Origin of the sequence: Geodermatophilus sp. FMUSA9-8 (assembly GCF_037034165.1) — a bacterium.
GTDB classification, from domain to species: Bacteria; Actinomycetota; Actinomycetes; order Mycobacteriales; family Geodermatophilaceae; genus Geodermatophilus; species Geodermatophilus nigrescens.
This window is the reverse complement of the sequence record NZ_JBAGKE010000006.1, coordinates 282,854-300,579: the sequence shown is the minus strand read 5'-3', so window position 1 is coordinate 300,579 and position 17,726 is coordinate 282,854. Positions and strand designations below refer to the sequence as shown.

The 17,726-nt window shown below is 76.6% G+C and carries 18 protein-coding genes; 6 read left to right on the top strand and 12 right to left on the bottom strand.

All coding sequences use genetic code 11. From position 1 onward, the window contains the following. Positions 1-19: 19 nt before the first annotated feature. Complete coding sequence (locus tag WA616_RS14910) at positions 20-493, top strand: GNAT family N-acetyltransferase (RefSeq protein ID WP_336030988.1); 474 nt, start codon at positions 20-22, stop codon at positions 491-493. Here the strand turns inward: WA616_RS14910 and WA616_RS14905 are convergent. Beyond that, positions 490-1,506 (bottom strand): glycosyltransferase, encoded by a 1,017-nt coding sequence (locus tag WA616_RS14905; RefSeq protein WP_336030987.1) that lies wholly within the window; start codon positions 1,504-1,506, stop codon positions 490-492. The genes WA616_RS14910 and WA616_RS14905 overlap by 4 nt on opposite strands. 127 nt (positions 1,507-1,633) lie before the next feature. Next, the gene (locus WA616_RS14900) at positions 1,634-2,320 is read right to left on the bottom strand and encodes a phosphodiesterase (RefSeq protein ID WP_336030984.1); all 687 of its coding nucleotides are present in this window, start codon (positions 2,318-2,320) and stop codon (positions 1,634-1,636) included. A 140-nt stretch (positions 2,321-2,460) separates the two neighbouring features. On the opposite strand from WA616_RS14900, the gene WA616_RS14895 reads away from it, so the two are divergent. Beyond that, positions 2,461-2,664, top strand: a complete 204-nt coding sequence (locus WA616_RS14895) for a hypothetical protein (RefSeq protein WP_073421110.1) — start codon at positions 2,461-2,463, stop codon at positions 2,662-2,664. Positions 2,665-2,721: 57 nt separating this feature from the next. Here WA616_RS14895 and WA616_RS14890 read toward each other — a convergent pair whose 3' ends face one another. The 5 genes from WA616_RS14890 to WA616_RS14870 form a co-directional block, all read right to left on the bottom strand. Beyond that, positions 2,722-4,236 (bottom strand): class I adenylate-forming enzyme family protein, encoded by a 1,515-nt coding sequence (locus WA616_RS14890; protein WP_336030982.1) that lies wholly within the window; start codon positions 4,234-4,236, stop codon positions 2,722-2,724. Position 4,237: 1 nt separating this feature from the next. Beyond that, on the bottom strand, positions 4,238-5,224 hold the full coding sequence (locus tag WA616_RS14885) for a phosphotriesterase family protein (protein ID WP_336030980.1): 987 nt from the start codon (positions 5,222-5,224) through the stop codon (positions 4,238-4,240). A gap of 86 nt (positions 5,225-5,310) precedes the next feature. After that, a complete protein-coding gene (gene mftG / locus WA616_RS14880; RefSeq protein WP_336030978.1) occupies positions 5,311-6,834 on the bottom strand; it encodes a mycofactocin dehydrogenase MftG in 1,524 nt (507 codons plus the stop codon). Next, positions 6,831-8,129: a class I adenylate-forming enzyme family protein gene (locus WA616_RS14875; protein ID WP_336030976.1), complete on the bottom strand. Its 1,299-nt coding sequence runs from the start codon at positions 8,127-8,129 to the stop codon at positions 6,831-6,833. Before WA616_RS14875 ends, mftG begins: the two co-directional genes overlap by 4 nt. After that, positions 8,126-8,992 carry an MBL fold metallo-hydrolase gene (locus WA616_RS14870; RefSeq protein WP_336030974.1) on the bottom strand — a complete coding sequence of 289 codons (867 nt, stop codon included), beginning with the start codon at positions 8,990-8,992 and terminating at the stop codon, positions 8,126-8,128. The genes WA616_RS14875 and WA616_RS14870 overlap by 4 nt, the downstream gene beginning before the upstream one ends. 59 nt (positions 8,993-9,051) lie before the next feature. Here WA616_RS14870 and WA616_RS14865 point away from each other — a divergent pair, with 59 nt between their 5' ends. Further along, positions 9,052-9,576 (top strand): hypothetical protein, encoded by a 525-nt coding sequence (locus tag WA616_RS14865; protein ID WP_336030972.1) that lies wholly within the window; start codon positions 9,052-9,054, stop codon positions 9,574-9,576. A 129-nt stretch (positions 9,577-9,705) separates the two neighbouring features. On the opposite strand, the gene WA616_RS14860 is transcribed toward WA616_RS14865, so the two are convergent. Then, positions 9,706-11,028 carry a M23 family metallopeptidase gene (locus WA616_RS14860; protein ID WP_073421098.1) on the bottom strand — a complete coding sequence of 441 codons (1,323 nt, stop codon included), beginning with the start codon at positions 11,026-11,028 and terminating at the stop codon, positions 9,706-9,708. A gap of 213 nt (positions 11,029-11,241) precedes the next feature. Between WA616_RS14860 and WA616_RS14855 the strand changes: the two genes are divergently transcribed. Together WA616_RS14855 and WA616_RS14850 are read left to right on the top strand one after the other, a co-directional pair. After that, positions 11,242-12,306: a Glu/Leu/Phe/Val family dehydrogenase gene (locus WA616_RS14855; protein ID WP_336030968.1), complete on the top strand. Its 1,065-nt coding sequence runs from the start codon at positions 11,242-11,244 to the stop codon at positions 12,304-12,306. A gap of 182 nt (positions 12,307-12,488) precedes the next feature. Continuing rightward, positions 12,489-12,710, top strand: coding sequence for a DUF3073 domain-containing protein (locus WA616_RS14850; protein WP_073421094.1), 222 nt, complete (start codon positions 12,489-12,491; stop codon positions 12,708-12,710). An 84-nt stretch (positions 12,711-12,794) separates the two neighbouring features. Here WA616_RS14850 and purM read toward each other — a convergent pair whose 3' ends face one another. Beyond that, positions 12,795-13,853 carry a phosphoribosylformylglycinamidine cyclo-ligase gene (gene purM, locus WA616_RS14845; RefSeq protein WP_336030964.1) on the bottom strand — a complete coding sequence of 353 codons (1,059 nt, stop codon included), beginning with the start codon at positions 13,851-13,853 and terminating at the stop codon, positions 12,795-12,797. Next, positions 13,850-15,418 (bottom strand): amidophosphoribosyltransferase, encoded by a 1,569-nt coding sequence (purF, locus tag WA616_RS14840; RefSeq protein WP_336030961.1) that lies wholly within the window; start codon positions 15,416-15,418, stop codon positions 13,850-13,852. The genes purM and purF overlap by 4 nt, the downstream gene beginning before the upstream one ends. A gap of 123 nt (positions 15,419-15,541) precedes the next feature. On the opposite strand from purF, the gene WA616_RS14835 reads away from it, so the two are divergent. After that, positions 15,542-15,889: a hypothetical protein gene (locus tag WA616_RS14835; protein WP_336030959.1), complete on the top strand. Its 348-nt coding sequence runs from the start codon at positions 15,542-15,544 to the stop codon at positions 15,887-15,889. Between the two features lie 37 nt (positions 15,890-15,926). Here WA616_RS14835 and WA616_RS14830 read toward each other — a convergent pair whose 3' ends face one another. Together WA616_RS14830 and WA616_RS14825 are read right to left on the bottom strand one after the other, a co-directional pair. Beyond that, entirely contained in the window at positions 15,927-16,547 is a 621-nt protein-coding gene (locus WA616_RS14830) for an MBL fold metallo-hydrolase (RefSeq protein WP_336030957.1), read from the bottom strand. Then, positions 16,547-17,632 carry an S-(hydroxymethyl)mycothiol dehydrogenase gene (locus tag WA616_RS14825; RefSeq protein WP_073421084.1) on the bottom strand — a complete coding sequence of 362 codons (1,086 nt, stop codon included), beginning with the start codon at positions 17,630-17,632 and terminating at the stop codon, positions 16,547-16,549. Before WA616_RS14825 ends, WA616_RS14830 begins: the two co-directional genes overlap by 1 nt. Positions 17,633-17,726 lie beyond the last annotated feature (94 nt).

The following is a 17,726-nucleotide window of genomic DNA, read 5'->3' as shown; positions in this document are numbered from 1 at the left end:
ACTCCCCCGGACGGTGCCGGTGGTCGTCGAGCGATCCGACCCGGCCGCCGATCCCCGCCTCGCCGCCCGCCTGCTCGAGGTGCAGCACGCCGCCTACGGCGTCGAGGCGCGGCTCATCGGCGACGACCGCATCCCCGCCCTGCACGAGGACCTGCCCGCCCTGGTGGGCGCGGGGCTCGACTGGCTCGTCGCCCGCGACGGCGGCACCGTCCTCGGCGCCCTGGGCATGCGCGCCACCGGCGGGGAGGTCGACGTCGACCGGCTCGTCGTCGACCCCGCGCACGCGCGGCGCGGCACCGGGCGCGCCCTCGTGGCGGCCGTGCTGGCCGGCGCGGGCGGACGGCGGGTCACCGTCTCCACCGGACGGGACAACACCCCGGCCCGGCGGCTCTACGCGCAGGCCGGCTTCCGGGAGACCGGCGAGCGCGAGGTGCTGCCGGGCCTGTGGGTGGTCGACGCGGAGTGGGTGGCCGGCGCGGCGCGGGAGCCCTAGACGCCGACGGCGCGGTCGGCGAGCACCTGCTCGTAGACCTGCTCGTGCACGGCGCGCACCGCCGCCAGCTGCCCCTCGCGCCACGCGCGGTCGGCCGGCCGGGGCATCGGCCGGGTCAGTGCCGCGCCGACCGCCGCGTTCAGCGACACCGGGTCGAAGCCGTGCTCCTCGTCGTTGCCGTAGACGACGACGTCGGACCACTGGTCGGCGAACCAGCCGCAGCTCGGGGCGACGACGCGGGTGCCGACGTCGCGGCAGACCTCCAGGTCCCGCGAGTGCGTGCCGCAGCGCTCGGGCAGGACGGCGACGTGCAGCTCCTGCAGCTGTCGCGCCCAGCGCGCCGGGTCACGGACCACCACCTCCAGGCCCTCGGCGCCGGCGAGCTCGCGGCCGCCGGGCAGCTCCTGGCCCGGCTCGAGGAACACCCGCAGCCGCCCGCCGCCGGACACCGCGCCCGACAGCGCCGCGCGGACCATCGCCGCCGGGTCGGGCACGGCGGTGCCCGGGGTGCCCAGCGCGAGCCCGACCAGGCCGCGCTCCGCGCCGGTGTCGGGGTCGGCCGCGGCCACCGACGGGTGCGCGACGACGATCGCCGTCCGGCCGAAGCGGTCGGCGATCTCGTCGGCCGCGCCGGGGGTCAGCGTGAACACGACCTCCGCCGTCGCCAGCAGCGCGGCCAGGTGGGCGTCGTGCCGGTGCCGGGTGGGCTGCGCCGGGTCGCGCAGCTGGTGCACCGTGACGACCAGCGGCACCCCGGTGCGCCGCAGCGCCTCGGTCCAGCTCACGACCTCGTCCTCGGGCAGGTGCCCGTAGCCGGTGTGCACGTGCACGACGTCGACGCGGTCGGCCCAGGCGGTCAGGTAGGCCGGGTCCAGCCACGGGCTGGGGTCGTGGTCGGGCCCCACCGGGACGGCCGTGTCCGGCAGCACCGCGGCGACGTAGGCGTCGCGGTGCGGCACCGTCGCGACGCGGACCCGCGCGCGCGAGGCGGACGGCGGCAGAGCGGGGATCACTCGGGCGGCACTCCTCCTGCGGTCGAGCACTGCGACGGCAGGGGCGGTGCTCCTCGATGAACTCCGGCCGTTCCGATACCCAGGATGGTGCCGCACAACCGTGTGCGACCTCACCCGGTGGGCCGCGTCACTCGTCGGGAGGACCGGTGCGCGCCTCCTGGGCGGCGGCGTACGCGGGCGCCCGGAAGCGGGCCATCGGCCCGTCGGCCAGCATGCCCGGCGGCGGGTTCCGGACGGCGTCGAAGCGCAGGTCCGGGTCGACCTCGCCCACGGGCGCGGTGACCAGCAGCCGGCCGAAGGGCACCCAGTCCCCGCCGCCCCGCGCGGCCAGCAGCCGGAACGCCGTCCCCGGCGCCGCGGCGGCCACCGGGCCCGGGTCGGACGGCAGCGCGGCCGGACCGTCCGGGACGGCGGCCAGCCGCACGGTGCCGGCGGCGCAGCGGTAGCCCATGAGCGAGGTGTAGGCGGCCGCGGCGTCGGCGCGCAGCACCGGCAGGTAGCGGGTCCGCCGGCCGCGGCCGGTGGTCGACAGCAGCAGGTCCACCGGCCGGTCGCCGTCGGGCAGCCGGACGGCGAGGCCCAGCAGGTCCGGCAGCGGGGCGGGCAGCCCGGCGCCGCGGGAGAACCGGACGACGGCGGGCTCGCGGGCCGCGCCGGCCAGCCAGGGGACGCCCCAGTCCGGGCCGCCGGACCGCTCCAGGACGGCGTCGAGCACGGCGCCGCGCGGGTGCATCGGCTTGCCGTGCCGCCGGCGCGCGAGCGCAGCCAGCGGCACCGCCACGAGCCGTCCGGCGAGGGCCAATGCGTCTGCCACGGCGGCTCCCTACCCGGGCCCGCCGCGACGGAACGACACCGACCGCCGCGTCCCGGTGGGCAGGACCTGCCGGTGTCGGGCGGGATGTCCGTCGTTCCTTGCCCTGTGGTGCGGACCGGTCCGCTGCCTACCGTCGGGAGGTGCTCTCGACGCTCCTGGTCATCGGCGGGGTCCTCCTCGGGCTGGTCGCCCTGCTCGCCCTGATCGTCGGCCTGAGCGCCCGCCCCGCCCCCCGCACCGACCGCCGGCCCGCCGGCTGGGTCGCCGACGCGGGGCGCCCGCACCCCGACGCGTGGTCGCCGCTGACCAGCACGACCACCTCGGAGATCCCGCCGGTCCGCTGACCGGCCCCCGATCCGGCGTCCCGGCGGCTGCGGCCAGCGCGCCGCCGGGACGACCCGTCACCCCCGCCGGCCGACCGGCTCCCACTCCGACTCGGCGCGCAGCACCGGCTTGAGCACCTTGCCGCCGGGGTTGCGCGGCAGCACCGCCGAGCGCACCGACACGAACTGCGGCACCTTGAAGTCGGCCAGGTGCGCGCGGGCGTGGCCCAGGAAGGCCTCGACGTCGAACGCGCTGCCCGGGACCGGGACCACCACCGCGCCGACCTTCTCCCCCATCACCGGGTCGGGCACCCCGACGACGGCGACCTCGAACACACCCGGCGCGGCCGCCAGCGCGTTCTCCACCTCCACGCAGTACACGTTCTCGCCGCCGCGGTTGATCATGTCCTTGGCGCGGTCGACGACGTAGGTGAAGCCGTCGTCGTCGATGCGGGCGAGGTCGCCGGAGTGCAGCCAGCCGTCGGTGAACGCCTCGGCGGTGGCCTCGGGCTTGTTCCAGTAGCCCTGCACCACGTTGGCTCCGCGGATGAGCAGCTCGCCGACACCGGTGGCGGGGTCGACACCCTCCAGCCGCAGGTCGACCACCGGCGCGGGGAAGCCCACCGAGTCCGCGTGGGTGCCGGCGTGCTCGTGCGGCAGGAACGTCGAGATCGACGAGGTCTCCGACAGCCCGAACCCGTTGCCCACCTGCGCCGAGGGGAACGCCTCCTTGATGCGGGCGACCAGCTCCGGGGCGATCGGCGCCCCGCCGTAGGTGGCGAACCGCACCACGCTGACGTCGGTGTCCGCGAAGGCCGGCTGGTTGACCGCCAGCCAGAACACCGCGGGCACCGAGGTGACGACGGCGATCCGCTCCTCCGGGATGACCCGCAGGAACCGGCCCACCTCGAAGGCCGGCATCACCACCGCGGCCGCGCCGCTCTGCAGCGCCGGCAGCAGCTGGCTGTTGCAGCCGGTGACGTGGAACAGCGGCACGCTCACGAGGTTGCGCAGCGACGGGTCGTCGCGGCCGAGACCCACCACCCGGCGGGCGTTCTCCGTGTTGGTCAGGAAGTTCTCGTGACTGGTCATCGCGCCCTTGGGGAAGCCGGTGGTCCCCGAGGTGTAGAAGATCGCCGCGAGGTCGGAGAGCGCCACCCCCTCCTCGGCGTACGGCTCGCCGTCGGGCAGCGGGGTGCCCGCCTCGAGCACCACCCCCGCGCCGCTGTCGTCGACGACGTACCGCGCCTCGGCGTCGGTGAAGCGGGTGTTCACCGGCACCGCCACGCCGCCGGCGAGGAGCGTGCCGACGAAGCCGAGCACCCAGTCCGCGCCGTTGCCCAGCCGGATGGCCACGCGGTCGCCCCGGCCGACGCCGGCCGCACGCAGGCCGCCCGCCACCCGTGCCGCGCCGTCCCACAGCTCCCGGAAGGTGAGCCGCGGCCCGTCCACCTCGACGAGGGCCTCGCCGCCGGGGTCCCGGTCGACCGAGGCCCGCAGCATCGCCACCACGGAGTCAGGGAGGTCGGTGTAGTGCTTGGTGCCGCCGGCGTCGCGCTCGACCCCCGACTCGTCGAAGGGGTGCAGCGTCATCTCAGTACGCCCCCACGTTCTCGAAGTACCGGCGCGGGACGTCGACCAGCATCGTGGTGATCTGCTCCTCGGTCACCCCGTGCTCGCGCAGGTAGGGGAGCACGTCCTCGTGGATGTGCGTGTAGTGCCACTGCGGCAGCAGGTCCATGACGCCGGGGGCCAGCCAGTCGATGTAGCAGGAGGCGTCCTGCGAGAGCACCATCTGGCCGGCGAAGCCGCGGCGGCACATCTCCACCACGATGTCGGCGCGCGCCTCGAACGTCGTGTCCAGGTTGATCCCGAAGCGGTCCATGCCGAGGACGAACCCGGCCTCGGCCAGCTCGGTCAGGTGGTCGGCGTCGGTGGTGTCGCCGCTGTGGCCGAGCACCACCCTGCGCGGGTCCACGCCCTCGTCGTCGAACACCCGCTGGACCGCCAGGCCCTGCCGGCTCCCCGGGTGCGTGTGCACGGTGATCGGGGCGCCGGTGGCGCGGTGCGCCCCGGCCACGGCGCGCATGACCCGCTCCACTCCCGGGGTCAGGCCCTGGTGGTCGATGGCGCACTTGAGGAAGGCCGCCCGCACCCCCGTGCCCGCGATCCCGTCGCGGATGTCGCCGACGAACATGTCGACCATCGGGTCGGGCACCTTCGCGCCGACCGCCGCGTCGAGCGCCGGGCCGCGGTAGTGGAAGAAGAACGGGACGTCGTCGTAGGTGTAGCAGCCGGTGGCGACGACGATGTTGAGGTCCACCTGCTCGGCGATCCGCTGGATGCGCGGGATGTAGCGGCCGAGGCCGATCACGGTCGGGTCGACGATGGTGCGCACGCCGGTCCCGGCCAGCTTCCCCAGCTTCTGCACCGCGTCGGCGACGCGGTCGTCCTCGCTGCCCCACTCCTCGGGGTAGTTCTGCTGGACGTCGGCGTTCAGCACGAACACGTGCTCGTGCATGAGCGTCGGGCCGAGCTCGGCGGTGTCGACGGGGCCCTTGACGGTCTGGACCTGGGGCACGGGTGCTCCTCGCGCGATGGCGCCCGGCACCGGTGCCGGGCGGGCACCGGGACGTTAGCGGCGGTGTGACCCCGATAGCACCGGGGTCAGGCCTGCCCCGTCAGGAGCTCGGCGGCCCGCTCGCCGACCATGACGGCGCTGGCGGCCGGCCCGCGGGTGGGCACCTCCGGGAGCACCGAGGTGTCCGCGACCCGCAGCCCCTCGACGCCGCGCACCCGCAGGTGCTGGTCGACGACGGCGCCGGGGTCGCCGTCCGGGCCCATCCGCGCGCCGCCGGTCAGGTGCACCGCGGTCGCCAGCGCGGCGCGGACCCAGCCGTCGAGGGCGTCGTCGTCGGCCAGGACGGCGTCGTCCGGGCCGGGGCGGGCCGCGACCAGCGCGGCGAGGGCCCGGGTGCGCAGCAGGGCGCCGGCCAGCCGCACCGCCTCGCGCAGCCGCCGCCGGTCGGCGGCCGTGGCGAGGTAGCGGTGCTCGATCCGCGGCGCGGCCGCCGGGTCGGCCGAGGCGAGCGCGAGCCGGCCGCGGCTCTCGCCGCGGTAGAGCCCGGCGGCCAGCGACAGCGTGACGTCGTCCCCGCCGCCCCCGGGCACGACCCGGCCCCACGGCCGCAGCCAGGGCAGCACCTCCAGGTCGCCGGGCACCGGGGAGTCCGACGACGTCGCGTGCAGCACCGAGTGCAGGGGCAGCGGCCAGTCCTCCTCGGGCAGGCCGGCCACCGGCACCCAGGGCAGGTAGACGAGCGGGTGGTCGGACAGGCCGGCCCCCACGCCGGGCGCGTCGACGGCGACGCCGACCCCGGCGGCCCGCAGGTCCGCCGCCGGGCCGATGCCCGACAGCAGGAGCAGGTGCGGCGTGCCGACGGCGCCGGCCGCGAGCACCACCTCCGCGGCGCGGACCGGCCCGGCGTCGGTGTCGACGCCGACCGCGCGGCCCCGCTCGAGCAGCACCCGCCGCACCCGCACGCCGCCGCGCACCGTCAGCAGCGGCGACCCGCGGCGCGGCGAGAGGTAGGCCATGGCCGTGTTGACCCGCACGCCGCCGTCGACGGTGAAGGGCACCGGGCCGTACCCGGGTGGGCCACCGGCGTTCTTGTCCGGCTCCGACGGCACGCCGAGCTCGGCCGCCGCGGCGGCGAGGGCGTCGGCGAGCGGGCCGCCGGCGGTCGGCCGGGTGACCGGCAGCGGCCCGCCGGCGCCGTGCCCGGGCCGGTCGCCGTACTGCCGGTCGTCCTCCAGGCGGCACCAGGCCGGCAGGCAGGCCGCCAGGCTCCACTGGTCGTTGCCCGCGGCGGCCCAGCCGGCGTGGTCGGCGGGGGTGGCGCGGACGAAGTAGCCGCCGTTGACGGCGCTGGACCCGCCCACCCCGCGCCCGCGCGGCAGCGGCGCCCGGCTGCCCGGCACGAGCTCGGTCGTGAACGACCAGTTGGCCGGGTGCCCCGGGACCGTGGCGCCCAGGGTGGCGGCGTCGCGCAGCTCGGGCGGGAAGTCGGCCGGGCGCGGGTGGTCGGCGCCGGCCTCCAGCAGCAGCACCCGGCGGCCGGCGTCGGCCAGGCGGGCGGCCAGGGCGCAGCCGGAGGAGCCCGCGCCCACCACCACGACGTCCCAGCTCACAGGCCGAGGGCCTCCGGCAGGTCCAGCCGGCGCACCTTCCCGGTGGACGTGCGCGGCAGCTCGCCCACGGGGTGCAGGCTCTTGGGCCGCTTGGCCGGCGCCAGCCGCTCGCGGGCCCACGCGCCGAGCTCGGCGGGGTCGGCGGTGCCCACGTAGGCGGCCACCACCCGCTGGCCCCAGTCCTCGTCGGGGACGCCGACCACGGCGCTCTCGACGACGTCCGGGTGGGCGTCGAGGACAGCCTCGACCTCCGCCGGGTAGACGTTGACGCCGCCGGAGATGACCAGGTCCTCGCGGCGGCCGTCGAGCCAGACGGTGCCGTCGGCGTCGACCCGGCCGAGGTCGCCGACGGTCACGCGGTCGCCGCGCCAGGCGGCGGCGGTCTTGTCCGGCGCCCGCCAGTACTCGAAGCGGGCCCACGGCGGCACCGCGCACCACAGCTGGCCGCGCTCGTCGGTCTCCAGGCGCCGGCTCGGCCGGGCCCGCCCGACGCTGCCGGGGTGCGCCAGCCAGTCCCCGGGCGCGCACACGGTGAACTGCGCCTCGGTGGAGCCGTAGAACTCCCAGACGCTGCCCGCCGGAAGCGCGTCGAGGACCGCCCGCTTGAGCGGCTCCGGGCAGGGGGCGCCGGCGTGCACGAGCCGGCGGAAGGAGGACCAGTCGACGTCGTCGCGCGCCACGAGCCGGCGCAGGTGCGTGGGGACGCAGAAGGTCGTCGTCGGGGCGAGCGCGGTGATCGCCGCGGCGGCCCGGGCGGCGTCGAACGGGCCGGGCAGCAGCACCTCGCCGCCGGCCAGCAGGGTGTGCACCGCGAAGCGCAGCGGCGCGGAGTGGTGCAGCGGGGAGAGCACCAGGTGGCGGTCGCCGGCGGTGAAGCCCCAGAGGTCGATCTCCTCGGCGGCCAGGGCGCGTGCGTCGTCCTCGGCGAGGACGCCGGACCACACGCCCTTGCGCCGGCCGGTGGTGCCCGACGTGTAGTGCATGGGCCGGGCGAGCGGCACGTCGGCGAGGTCGGCCTCGTCGTCGCCGAGCAGCCGCTCCGGCGCGCCGGCCACGTCGAGCGCGCAGTCGGCGTCGGCGGCCAGCGCCGCGCGCTCGGCGGCGGGCAGCGCCGGGTCGAGCACCACGGGCACGACCCCGCTGCGCAGGGCCCCGAGGACGACGGCGAGCAGCGCCGGAGAGGCCGCCGCGGACACCAGCAGCCGGTCGCCGGGGCGCAGGCCGGCCGAGCGCAGCGCCGCCGCGGCCCGGCGCTGGTCGCGCTCGCCGTCGGCGGCCCGCACGACGGCGGTCACGGCAGGCGCACCCGGTCGCCGTCGACGACCACGTGCCCCTCCGCGGCGAGCTTGGCCAGCGTCGCCCGGGTCGACTGCGCGGCCGCCGGCCACAGCGCCCGCGGCACCTCGGCGTAGACGTCGGCCACCAGCGCGTCGACCGTCCCGGCGCCGCGGACCAGCGCGGCGAGCAGCTGCGACTCGCGGAAGGCGCGGTGGGCCAGGTAGAAGTCCAGGACGGCGCCCGGGTCCTCGGTGAGCTCCGGGCCGTGCCCGCAGTACAGCGCGCTGGGGCCCAGGTCGTGCACCCGGCGCAGCGACTCCAGGTAGGCGACGACGTCGCCCTCGGGGTGGGTGACCACCGACGTGCCGCGGCCGAGCACGTGGTCGCCGACCAGCACCGCGCCGGACTCCAGCCGGAACGCCAGGTGGTCGGCGGTGTGCCCCGGGGTGCCGACGACGCCGATGGCGGTGCCGGCCAGCGCCAGGCGCTCCCCCGGCTCGAGGACCCGGCCGCGCGGGCCGGCCACCGCGGCGTCGGCGGCGGCCACCGGCGCGCCGAACCGGTCCCCCCACGGCAGCGCGGCCTCCGCGTGGTCGCCGTGGTGGTGGGTGACCAGGACGGCGACGCAGCGGGCCTGGCGGGCCGTCAGCGCCTCCTCGACGGCGGCCAGGTGCGCCGGGTCGTCCGGGCCCGGGTCGACCAGCACCGCCTGCCCGCTGCCCGGCGCGCCCACGACGTAGGTGTTCGTGCCGTCGAGGGTCATGCCCGACGCGTTGGGCGCCAGCACGCGGGTGACCAGCGGCTCGAGGTCGGCCGTCCGCGGCATGGCGCCGGGGGCGGGGAGGTCCCATGTGACACGGGGGTCTGCCGGGGCGCGCACGCCCGGCACGCTAGCCGCAGCGCCCGCGACGGGCGCCGCCCGGCGGCTAGCCTCCGCACATGCGTTCCCTGACCCTCCTGTCCCGCTCCGCCCTGGCGGTCGCCGCCGCGGCCGTCCTGACCGCCTGCGGTGGGTCGGACGAGGGCTCCTCCGACTCCGCGTCGTCGAGCAGCAGCACCAGCTCGTCGTCGTCGGCCTCGCAGACCAGCAGCGCGGCCCCGAGCTCGGCCAGCGACGACCCCGCCGTCGCCGCCTTCTGCACCCAGGTCGCCCAGTTCACCGAGCTGGGCAACCAGCTCTCCGCCGCCTCCCCCGAGCAGCTGCCGGGCCTGCTGCAGCAGGCCGCCGCGGCGTTCGACAGCGTCCAGCCGCCGGCGGAGATCGCCTCCTCCTGGCAGGTCCTGGGTGACGGCGTGCAGCGGTTCGCCGACACCGCCAACGGCGTCGACCTCGCCACCCCCGAGGGCCAGAGCCAGCTGCAGACCGCCGCCCAGGACTTCCTCGGCGTCGCCAGCGGCCCCGACGGCACCGCGGTGCAGGAGTTCGGCACCGCCAACTGCGGCGAGGCGGCTCCCACCACCTGACGGAGGACCACCCTTCCCCCCACACCTCGCTCCGCTCGGCGCGGGCCCCTGAAGGGTGGTCGTTCCATCCCCTCACCGACGGCCCGTCCCCTCCTGCAGGGGGCGGGCCGTCGTCGTCCGTGCGGTGGCTCAGCAGCCGCTGATGCTCACGCCGCGGGCGCGCAGCCACGGGACCGGGTCCACCTGGCCGGCGTGCAGCCGGCCCGAGGGGTGCACCTCGAAGTGCAGGTGCGGGCCGGTGGACTGGCCGCGGTTGCCCACCTCGGCGATCAGCTCGCCGGCGCGCACCCGCTCCCCGGGCCGGACGAACTCGGCGTTGACGTGGCCGTAGACGGTGACCGCGCCGTCGTCGCCGGTGATGTAGATGGCCAGGCCGAAGCCGGTGGCCGGGCCGGTGCGGGTGACGGTGCCCGAGGTGGCGGCGTAGATCGGCGTGCCGATGGGCGCGGCGATGTCGACGCCGCCGTGCAGGGTGCCCCAGCGCCAGCCGAAGCAGCTCGACGTCCGCCCGGAGGTCGGCTTGACGTAGCCGGACCCGCTGACGGCGCCGGCCGTCCCGGAGGAGGCGCTCCGGGCGGCGGCGGCCGCGGCGGCGGCCTCCTGCGCGGCCCGGGCGGCGGCCGCGGCGGCGGCGGCCTCCTCGGCGGCCTTCTGCCGCTGCCACTCGGCGTAGGCGTCGCGGGCGCCCTGCAGCTGCAGCAGCTGGATCTGCGCCGCCTGCAGCTGCTGGTCGAGCGCCGCCTTGTCGGCCTGGGCCGTGGCGACGGCGCCCCGCTGGGCGGCCACCTGCGCGTCCGCGGCGGCCTTGGCCGACGCCGCCTGCTCCTCCGCCTCGGCCATCTGGTCGCGGGTCACCCGGGCCGAGGACTCGGCGTTGGCCTGCCGGACGCGGGCGACCTCGAGCTCCTCGAGGACGTCGACCTGCGTGTCGGCGACGTACTCCAGCATCGCGGCGCGCTGCACGAGCTCGCCCGGGCCCGCGGAGTCCAGCAGCGCGGCGGCGGTGGTCAGGGTGGCGCCGTTGACGTAGCTGTCGCGCGCGAAGCCGCCGATGCGCCCGATCGCGGCCTCCACGGCCTCGGCGGCGGCCCGCAGGTCCGCGGCGGCCTGGTCGGCGGCGGCCTGGGCCAGCGCGAGCGCCTCCTCGGCCGCCTCGTAGGCGACGCCGGCGGCCTCCGCCTGCACCGCGAGGCGGTCGAGTTCGGTCTGGGCGAGGGCGACCTCGGCCTGCAGCCGGCCGACCTCCGCGGCCGCGGCCTCCTGGGTGGCCCGGGCGTCGGCGAGCTGCCCGTCGGTGGGGTTGGGCGGGGGCGCGGGCACGGCCAGCGCCGGACCCGCACCGCCGACGAGGACGGCGCCGGTCAGCAGGCCGGCCAGCGCGACCCGCAGGCCCCGCCGCCGCGCGCGGGCAGCGCGACCGGGGGGCCGCCGGCCGGAACGGCACTGCAGCATCGAGCACTCCCTGGGGAAGAGGGACGGAGGAACGGCAGAAGCGTCGCGCCGTCACCGTGCGTCACACGAGCAACACGCGGCACGGGTGCCACATCGTGACGAGGGGGTGCGGTCACCACCCCTCCCGTCGCCGCTTGTCGACACCCGCACCGCCGCTCGCCCGGTGCCGGACGGCCCCGTTCCGCCGCGTCCCGCGCGTCTAGGCTCGCCGCCGTGGACGTCCTCGCCTCTGGCGCTGAACAGGTGGTCTTCTGCTCCGACCCGGGCTCCGGCCTGCGGGCGGTGATCGCCATCGCCTCGACCGCGCTGGGCCCCGCGCTCGGCGGCACGCGGTTCCACCCGTACGCCTCCGAGGACGAGGCGGTGGCCGACGCGCTGCGGCTCGCGAGCGCGATGGCCTACAAGAACAGCCTGGCCGGGCTCGACCTCGGCGGCGGCAAGGCCGTCATCATCGGCGACCCGCGCACCGACAAGACCGAGGCGCTGCTGCGCGCCTACGGCCGCTTCGTCGAGTCGCTGGGCGGGCGCTACCTGACCGCCTGCGACGTGGGCACCACGAACGCCGACCTCGACACGGTGGCCCGCGAGACGCGCTTCGCCCACGGCCGCTCCGAGGTGTACGGCGGCTGCGGCGACTCCTCGGTGCTCACCGCGTTCGGCGTCTTCCAGGGCATGCGCGCGGCCGCCCAGCACCGCTGGGGCACCCCCACGCTCGCCGGGCGCACCGTCGCCGTGGCCGGCGTCGGCAAGGTGGGCAGCTGGCTGGTGGACCGGCTCGTGGCCGACGGCGCCGACGTCGTCGTCACCGACGTCGACCCCGACGCGGTCGCGCGCGTCCGCGCCCGCCACCCCGGCGTCCAGGTGGCCGCCGACACCGCCGCCCTGGTGCGCACCCCGGCCGACGTCTACGCGCCGTGCGCCCTCGGCGGCGCGCTCGACGACGAGACGGTGGCCGTGCTCGGCGCCGAGATCGTCTGCGGCGGGGCGAACAACCAGCTCGCCCACGACGGCATCGCCGCGCAGCTGGTCAAGCGGGGCGTCCTGTACGCCCCCGACTACCTGGTCAACGCCGGCGGCGTCATCCAGGTCGAGGACGAGCGGCACGGCTTCTCCTTCGCCCGCGCCGAGGCCAAGGCGGCGGGGATCTTCGACGTCGCTCGGCGGGTGTTCGCGGCCGCCGAGGCCGAGGGCGTCTCCCCCGCCGTGGCGGCCGACCGGCTCGCCGAGGAGCGGATCGCCGCGGTCGGCCGGCTGGCCACCATCCGCCTGCCGCGCTGATCCCGGGCGGACGTGTCCTCTACCACGGCCCCGGTCGGGGGACGGAGGAGGGAGGACCCGTGCCCGAGTCCCGTCCGTGTCGTAGTCTTGCTCGGGACACAGTTCACTCAGTCGGGGTCGCCACGCGGGCCGTCCAGCCCGTGAGCTGGGCTCCCGTTCTCCGTTATGAGGGGGTCGAGCCGATGGGGCGCGGCCGAGCGAAGGCCAAGCAGACGCGCGTGGCCCGTGAGCTCAAGTACAGCTCACCCAACACCGACCTCTCCGCGCTCCAGCGCGAGCTGGCCGGTTCTCCGTCGACCTACACCGCTCCGGCGGCGAAGGACGACGACGATGACGACGACGACGAGTTCGTCGACCGATGGGCGGACGACGACGCCGACGACGACTGGGCGGCCAGTCGCTGACGGTCGGCGTCCCGCCGGTTCGCTGAGCACGCTGCACCGCCGTCCCGCGAGGGACGGCGGTGCGCGCTGCGCCCGGGGACCGGGTCAGCGGTAGGAGCCCTCCAGCCGCGCGCCGGTCCCCCCGGCGCCGACGGTGCCGGCCACCCACGCGGGGACGCCGCGCGCGGTGAGCAGGGCGACCGCGCGGTCGGCGGCCTCGGCGGCGACGGCGGCGACCATGCCGACGCCGCAGTTGAAGGCCCGCTCGGACTCCGCGCGGGGCACCCCGTGCTCCTCGAGCAGGGTCACGGCCGCCGGCAGGGCCCAGGTGCCGCGGTCGAGCACGGCCTCCAGCCCGTCGGGGACCACCCGCGCGGTGTTGCCGGCCAGCCCGCCGCCGGTGATGTGCGCGAACGCGTGCACGCCGTCGGCGCCGAGCTCGTCCACGAGCGCCAGGCAGTCGAGCGCGTAGATCCGCGTGGGCTCCAGCAGCACGTCGCCCAGCGGGCGGTCGAGGCCGGCGGGGGTGGCGGCGAGGTCGAGCCCGGCGGCCGACACCACCCGGCGGACCAGCGAGTAGCCGTTGGAGTGGAACCCGCTGGAGGCCATCGCGACGACGACGTCGCCGTCGCGCACCCGCTCGGGCCCGAGCACGCCGTCGGCCTCGACGACGCCCACCGCGGTGGCGGCGAGGTCGTACTCGTCGGCGTCCATGAGGTCGCCGTGCTCGGCGGTCTCCCCGCCCACCAGCGACGCGCCGGCGAGCTCGCAGCCGGCGGCGATGCCGGTGACGATCGCGGCGATGCGCTCGGGGACGACCTTCCCGCAGGCCACGTAGTCCTGGAGGAACAGCGGCTCGGCGCCGCAGGCCACCAGGTCGTCGACGACCATCGCGACCAGGTCGATGCCCACGGTGTCGTGCCGGTCCAGCTGCCGGGCCAGGGCGATCTTCGTGCCGACGCCGTCGGTGGAGGAGGCCAGCAGCGGCCGGCGGTGGCGGGTGGTGTCGAGGGCGAAGAGCCCGGCGAACCCGCCGAGGCCGCCGACCACCTCGGGGCGGCGGGTCCGCTCGACCGCCGTGCGCATCAGGGTGACGGCGCGCTCGCCGGCGTCGATGTCGACGCCGGAGGCGGCGTAGGTGAAGCCCCCGGGGCCTGCGCTCACGGGCGGCGGAGGGCGTCGTCGGCGCCGCCGGACACCGCCGGGCTGCCGGCCTGCTGGCCGGTCCAGCCGCTGACGGAGCGCCCGGGCTCGTCGACGCGCGGCATCGGCGTGCGGCCGATCCCCTCGAGCACGTGCTTGCCGAGCACCCCCGGCTCCCCCAGCGGGATCGGGTAGGTGCCGGTGAAGCAGGCGGTGCACAGCCGGTTGGCCGGCTGCTCGGTGGCCGCGATCAGGCCCTGCTCGGAGACGTAGCCCAGCGAGTCGGCGTTGATCGAGGCGCGGACGCCGTCGACGTCGAGCCCGTTGGCGACCAGCTCGGCGCGGCTGGCGAAGTCGATGCCGTAGAAGCACGGCCACTTCACCGGCGGGCTGGAGATGCGCACGTGCACCTCGATGGCGCCGGCCTCGCGCAGCATGCGGATCAGCGCGCGCTGGGTGTTGCCGCGCACGATGGAGTCGTCGACGACGACCAGCCGCTTGCCGCGGATGACGTCGCGCAGCGGGTTGAGCTTGAGCCGGATGCCGAGCTGCCGGATGGTCTGCGACGGCTGGATGAAGGTGCGGCCGACGTAGGAGTTCTTGACCAGGCCCAGGCCGTAGGGGATGCCGCTGGCCTCGGCGTACCCGACGGCGGCCGGCGTGCCGGACTCCGGCACCGGGATGACCAGGTCCGCGTCGGCCGGGTGCTCCTTCGCCAGCCGCCGGCCGATCTCGACGCGGGCGGCGTGCACGCCGCGGCCGCTGATCGTGGTGTCGGGGCGGGCGAGGTAGACGTACTCGAAGACGCAGCCCTTGGGCTCGGCCGGGGCGAAGTGCTGGCTGCGCAGGCCGTTGCCGTCGATGGCGATCAGCTCGCCGGGCTCCACCTCGCGGACCACGGAGGCGCCGACGATGTCGAGCGCCGCGGTCTCGCTGGCCACGACCCAGCCGCGCTCGAGGCGGCCGAGGACCAGCGGGCGCACGCCCTGCGGGTCGCGGGCGGCGTAGAGCGTGTCCTCGTCCATGAAGGTGAGGCTGAAGGCGCCGCGCAGCTGCGGGAGCACCTCCATGGCCGCGGCCTCGACGCTCATGTCGGGGCGGGCGGCGATCAGGGAGGTGACGAGGTCGGAGTCGGTGCTGGCGGCGAAGGCGCCGGGGACGCCGGCGTCGGCGGCCCGGCCGGCCAGCTCCTCGGTGTTCACCAGGTTGCCGTTGTGGCACAGGGCGAGGCCCGTGCCGGCGTCGGTGGTCCGGAACGTCGGCTGGGCGTTCTCCCAGGTGGACGAGCCGGTGGTCGAGTACCGGGTGTGGCCGACGGCGAGGTGGCCGCGCAGGCTGCCCAGGGTCGACTCGTCGAAGACCTGGCTGACCAGCCCGAGGTCCTTGTAGACGACGACCGAGGCGCCGTCGGAGACGGCGATGCCTGCTGCCTCCTGACCGCGGTGCTGGAGGGCGTACAGGCCGAAGTAGGTCAGCTTGGCGACCTCCTCCCCCGGCGCCCAGACACCGAAGACGCCGCAGGCGTCCTGGGGGCCGGGAGCATGGGGGTCGAGGGCGTGCGTCAGCCGTCCGTCACCGCGAGGCACACAGCCCAGCCTACCGGCAGCGGCCCCTCCCGCCGGGTGGCGCGCGCCACCCGGCGGTCCGGCGCGGACGGAACTGCGGCGGGGGTGCGGGGCGTTGTCGGGGGCACGACCCGAGGAGGCGTCATGGCCAGTGACCGGCCCGACCCGCAGGAGTTCCTGGAGATGGCCCAGCGGATGCTCCGCGGGCTGTTCGACCAGCCGCGCGCGGACGACCCGCGCGACGACGACCCGTGGGGCCGCGCGACCCGCGAGCGCCGCCGGGAGCCCAGCCCCGAGGAGCGCCGCGAGAACCTGACCTTCGCGCTCGCCACCCGCGCCGTCGAGGCGCTGGAGGACCTCGCGCTCAACGTCGCCGCCATCCGGCAGCGCCTCGAGCGCACGGCTCCCGCGGACCAGGCACCCAGGCCGGCGGAGGAGCCCACCGTGCGACCGCCGTCCGCGGAGGGCGACGGCGGGACCGGCCGGGACTGAACCCGGCCGGTCCGGCCGACCCAGGAGACCGTGCCGGTCAGGAGACCGTGCTGATCTCCGCGGAGATCCGGGTGTCCTCGCCGTGCCCGGTGTGCACGACCGTGTCGCCGTGCAGGGTGAGCAGCTTGGCGCGGATGGACCGCACGATCGTCGGGTGGTCGCTGAAGCTGCGGCCCGTGGCGCCGGGCCCGCCGGAGAACAGCGTGTCGCCGCTGAAGACGGCGGCCAGGTCCGGGGCGTGCAGGCAGGTGCTGCCCGGCGAGTGACCCGGGGTGTGCAGCGCGCTCAGCGTCGTGCCGGCCACCCGGAAGCGGGTGCCCTCCCCCAGCGCCTCGTCCGGGCGCGCCCCGGGGTGGACCGCGCCGTAGACCATGTCCCACAGCATCGTGTCGGCGGGGTGGAACCAGATCGGCGCGCCGGTGGCCTCGCGCAGGTCGACGGCGGCGGTGATGTGGTCGTTGTGCCCGTGGGTGAGCACGATCGCGGTCACCTTCCGCCCGCCGACGGCCTCGACGATCGGCTCGGCGCGGTGCGGGGCGTCGATGACCAGCACCTCGTCGTCGTCGCCGACGAGCCAGACGTTGTTGTCGACGTCGAAGTCCTGGCCGTCGAGGCTGAAGACGCCGGAGACGACGGCCTTCTCGATGCGGGCGCCCATCAGAGGACGACGACCGAGCGCAGGACCTCGCCGCGGTGCATCTTCTCGAAGGCCGCCTCGACGTCGTCGAGGCCGACGGTCTCGGTGACGAAGTCGGCCAGCGGGAAGCGGCCCTGCCGGTACAGGTCGGCGAGCATCGGGAAGTCGCGGCTGGGCAGGCAGTCGCCGTACCAGCTGGACTTGAGCGCCCCGCCGCGGCCGAACAGCTCGATCATCGGCAGGGTCAGCTGCATGTCCGGGGTGGGGACGCCCACCAGGACGACGCGGCCGGCGAGGTCGCGGGCGTAGAAGGCCTGCTCGAACACCTCGGGGCGGCCGACGGCGTCGATGGCGACGTCGACGCCGAACCCGTTCGTGAACCCCTTGATCGCCTCGACGGCGTCGGTGGACCGGGAGTTGACGGTGTGCGTGGCGCCGAACTGCCGCGCCCACTCGAGCTTCCGGTCGTCGACGTCGACGGCCACGATCGTCGTCGCCCCGGCCAGCTTCGCCCCGGCGATGGCCGCGTCGCCGACGCCGCCGCAGCCGAAGACCGCGACGGACTCGCCGCGCTGCACCCCACCGGTGTTGATGGCCGCGCCCACGCCGGCCATGACGCCGCAGCCGAGCAGGCCCGCGGCGGTGGCGGGGGTCTCCGGGTCGACCTTCGTGCACTGGCCGGAGTGGACGAGCGTCTTCTCCACGAACGCGCCGATGCCCAGCGCCGGGGACAGCTCGGTGCCGTCGGCCAGCGTCATCTTCTGCGCGGCGTTGTGGGTGTCGAAGCAGTAGTGCGGCTGGCCCTTGAGGCAGGCGCGGCACTGCCCGCACACGGCGCGCCAGTTGAGGACGACGAAGTCGCCGACGGCCACGTTGGTGACGCCCTCGCCGACGGCGGCCACGGTCCCGGCGGCCTCGTGGCCGAGCAGGAACGGGAACTCGTCGTTGATGCCGCCCTCGCGGTAGTGCAGGTCGGTGTGGCAGACCCCGCAGGCCTGCACGTCGACGACGGCCTCCCCCGGGCCCGGGTCGGGCACCAGGACCGTCTCGACGCTGACCGGTGCTCCCTTGCTGCGGGCGACGACGCCCCTCACCTCGTAGGCCATGCGCCGAGCCTAGAGGCGGGGCCCCGGCCGTCGTCCGGTCGCGCGGGACGGGATGCCGCGCAACGGTCAGGTCACGCTCGACGCGCGGGTTCCC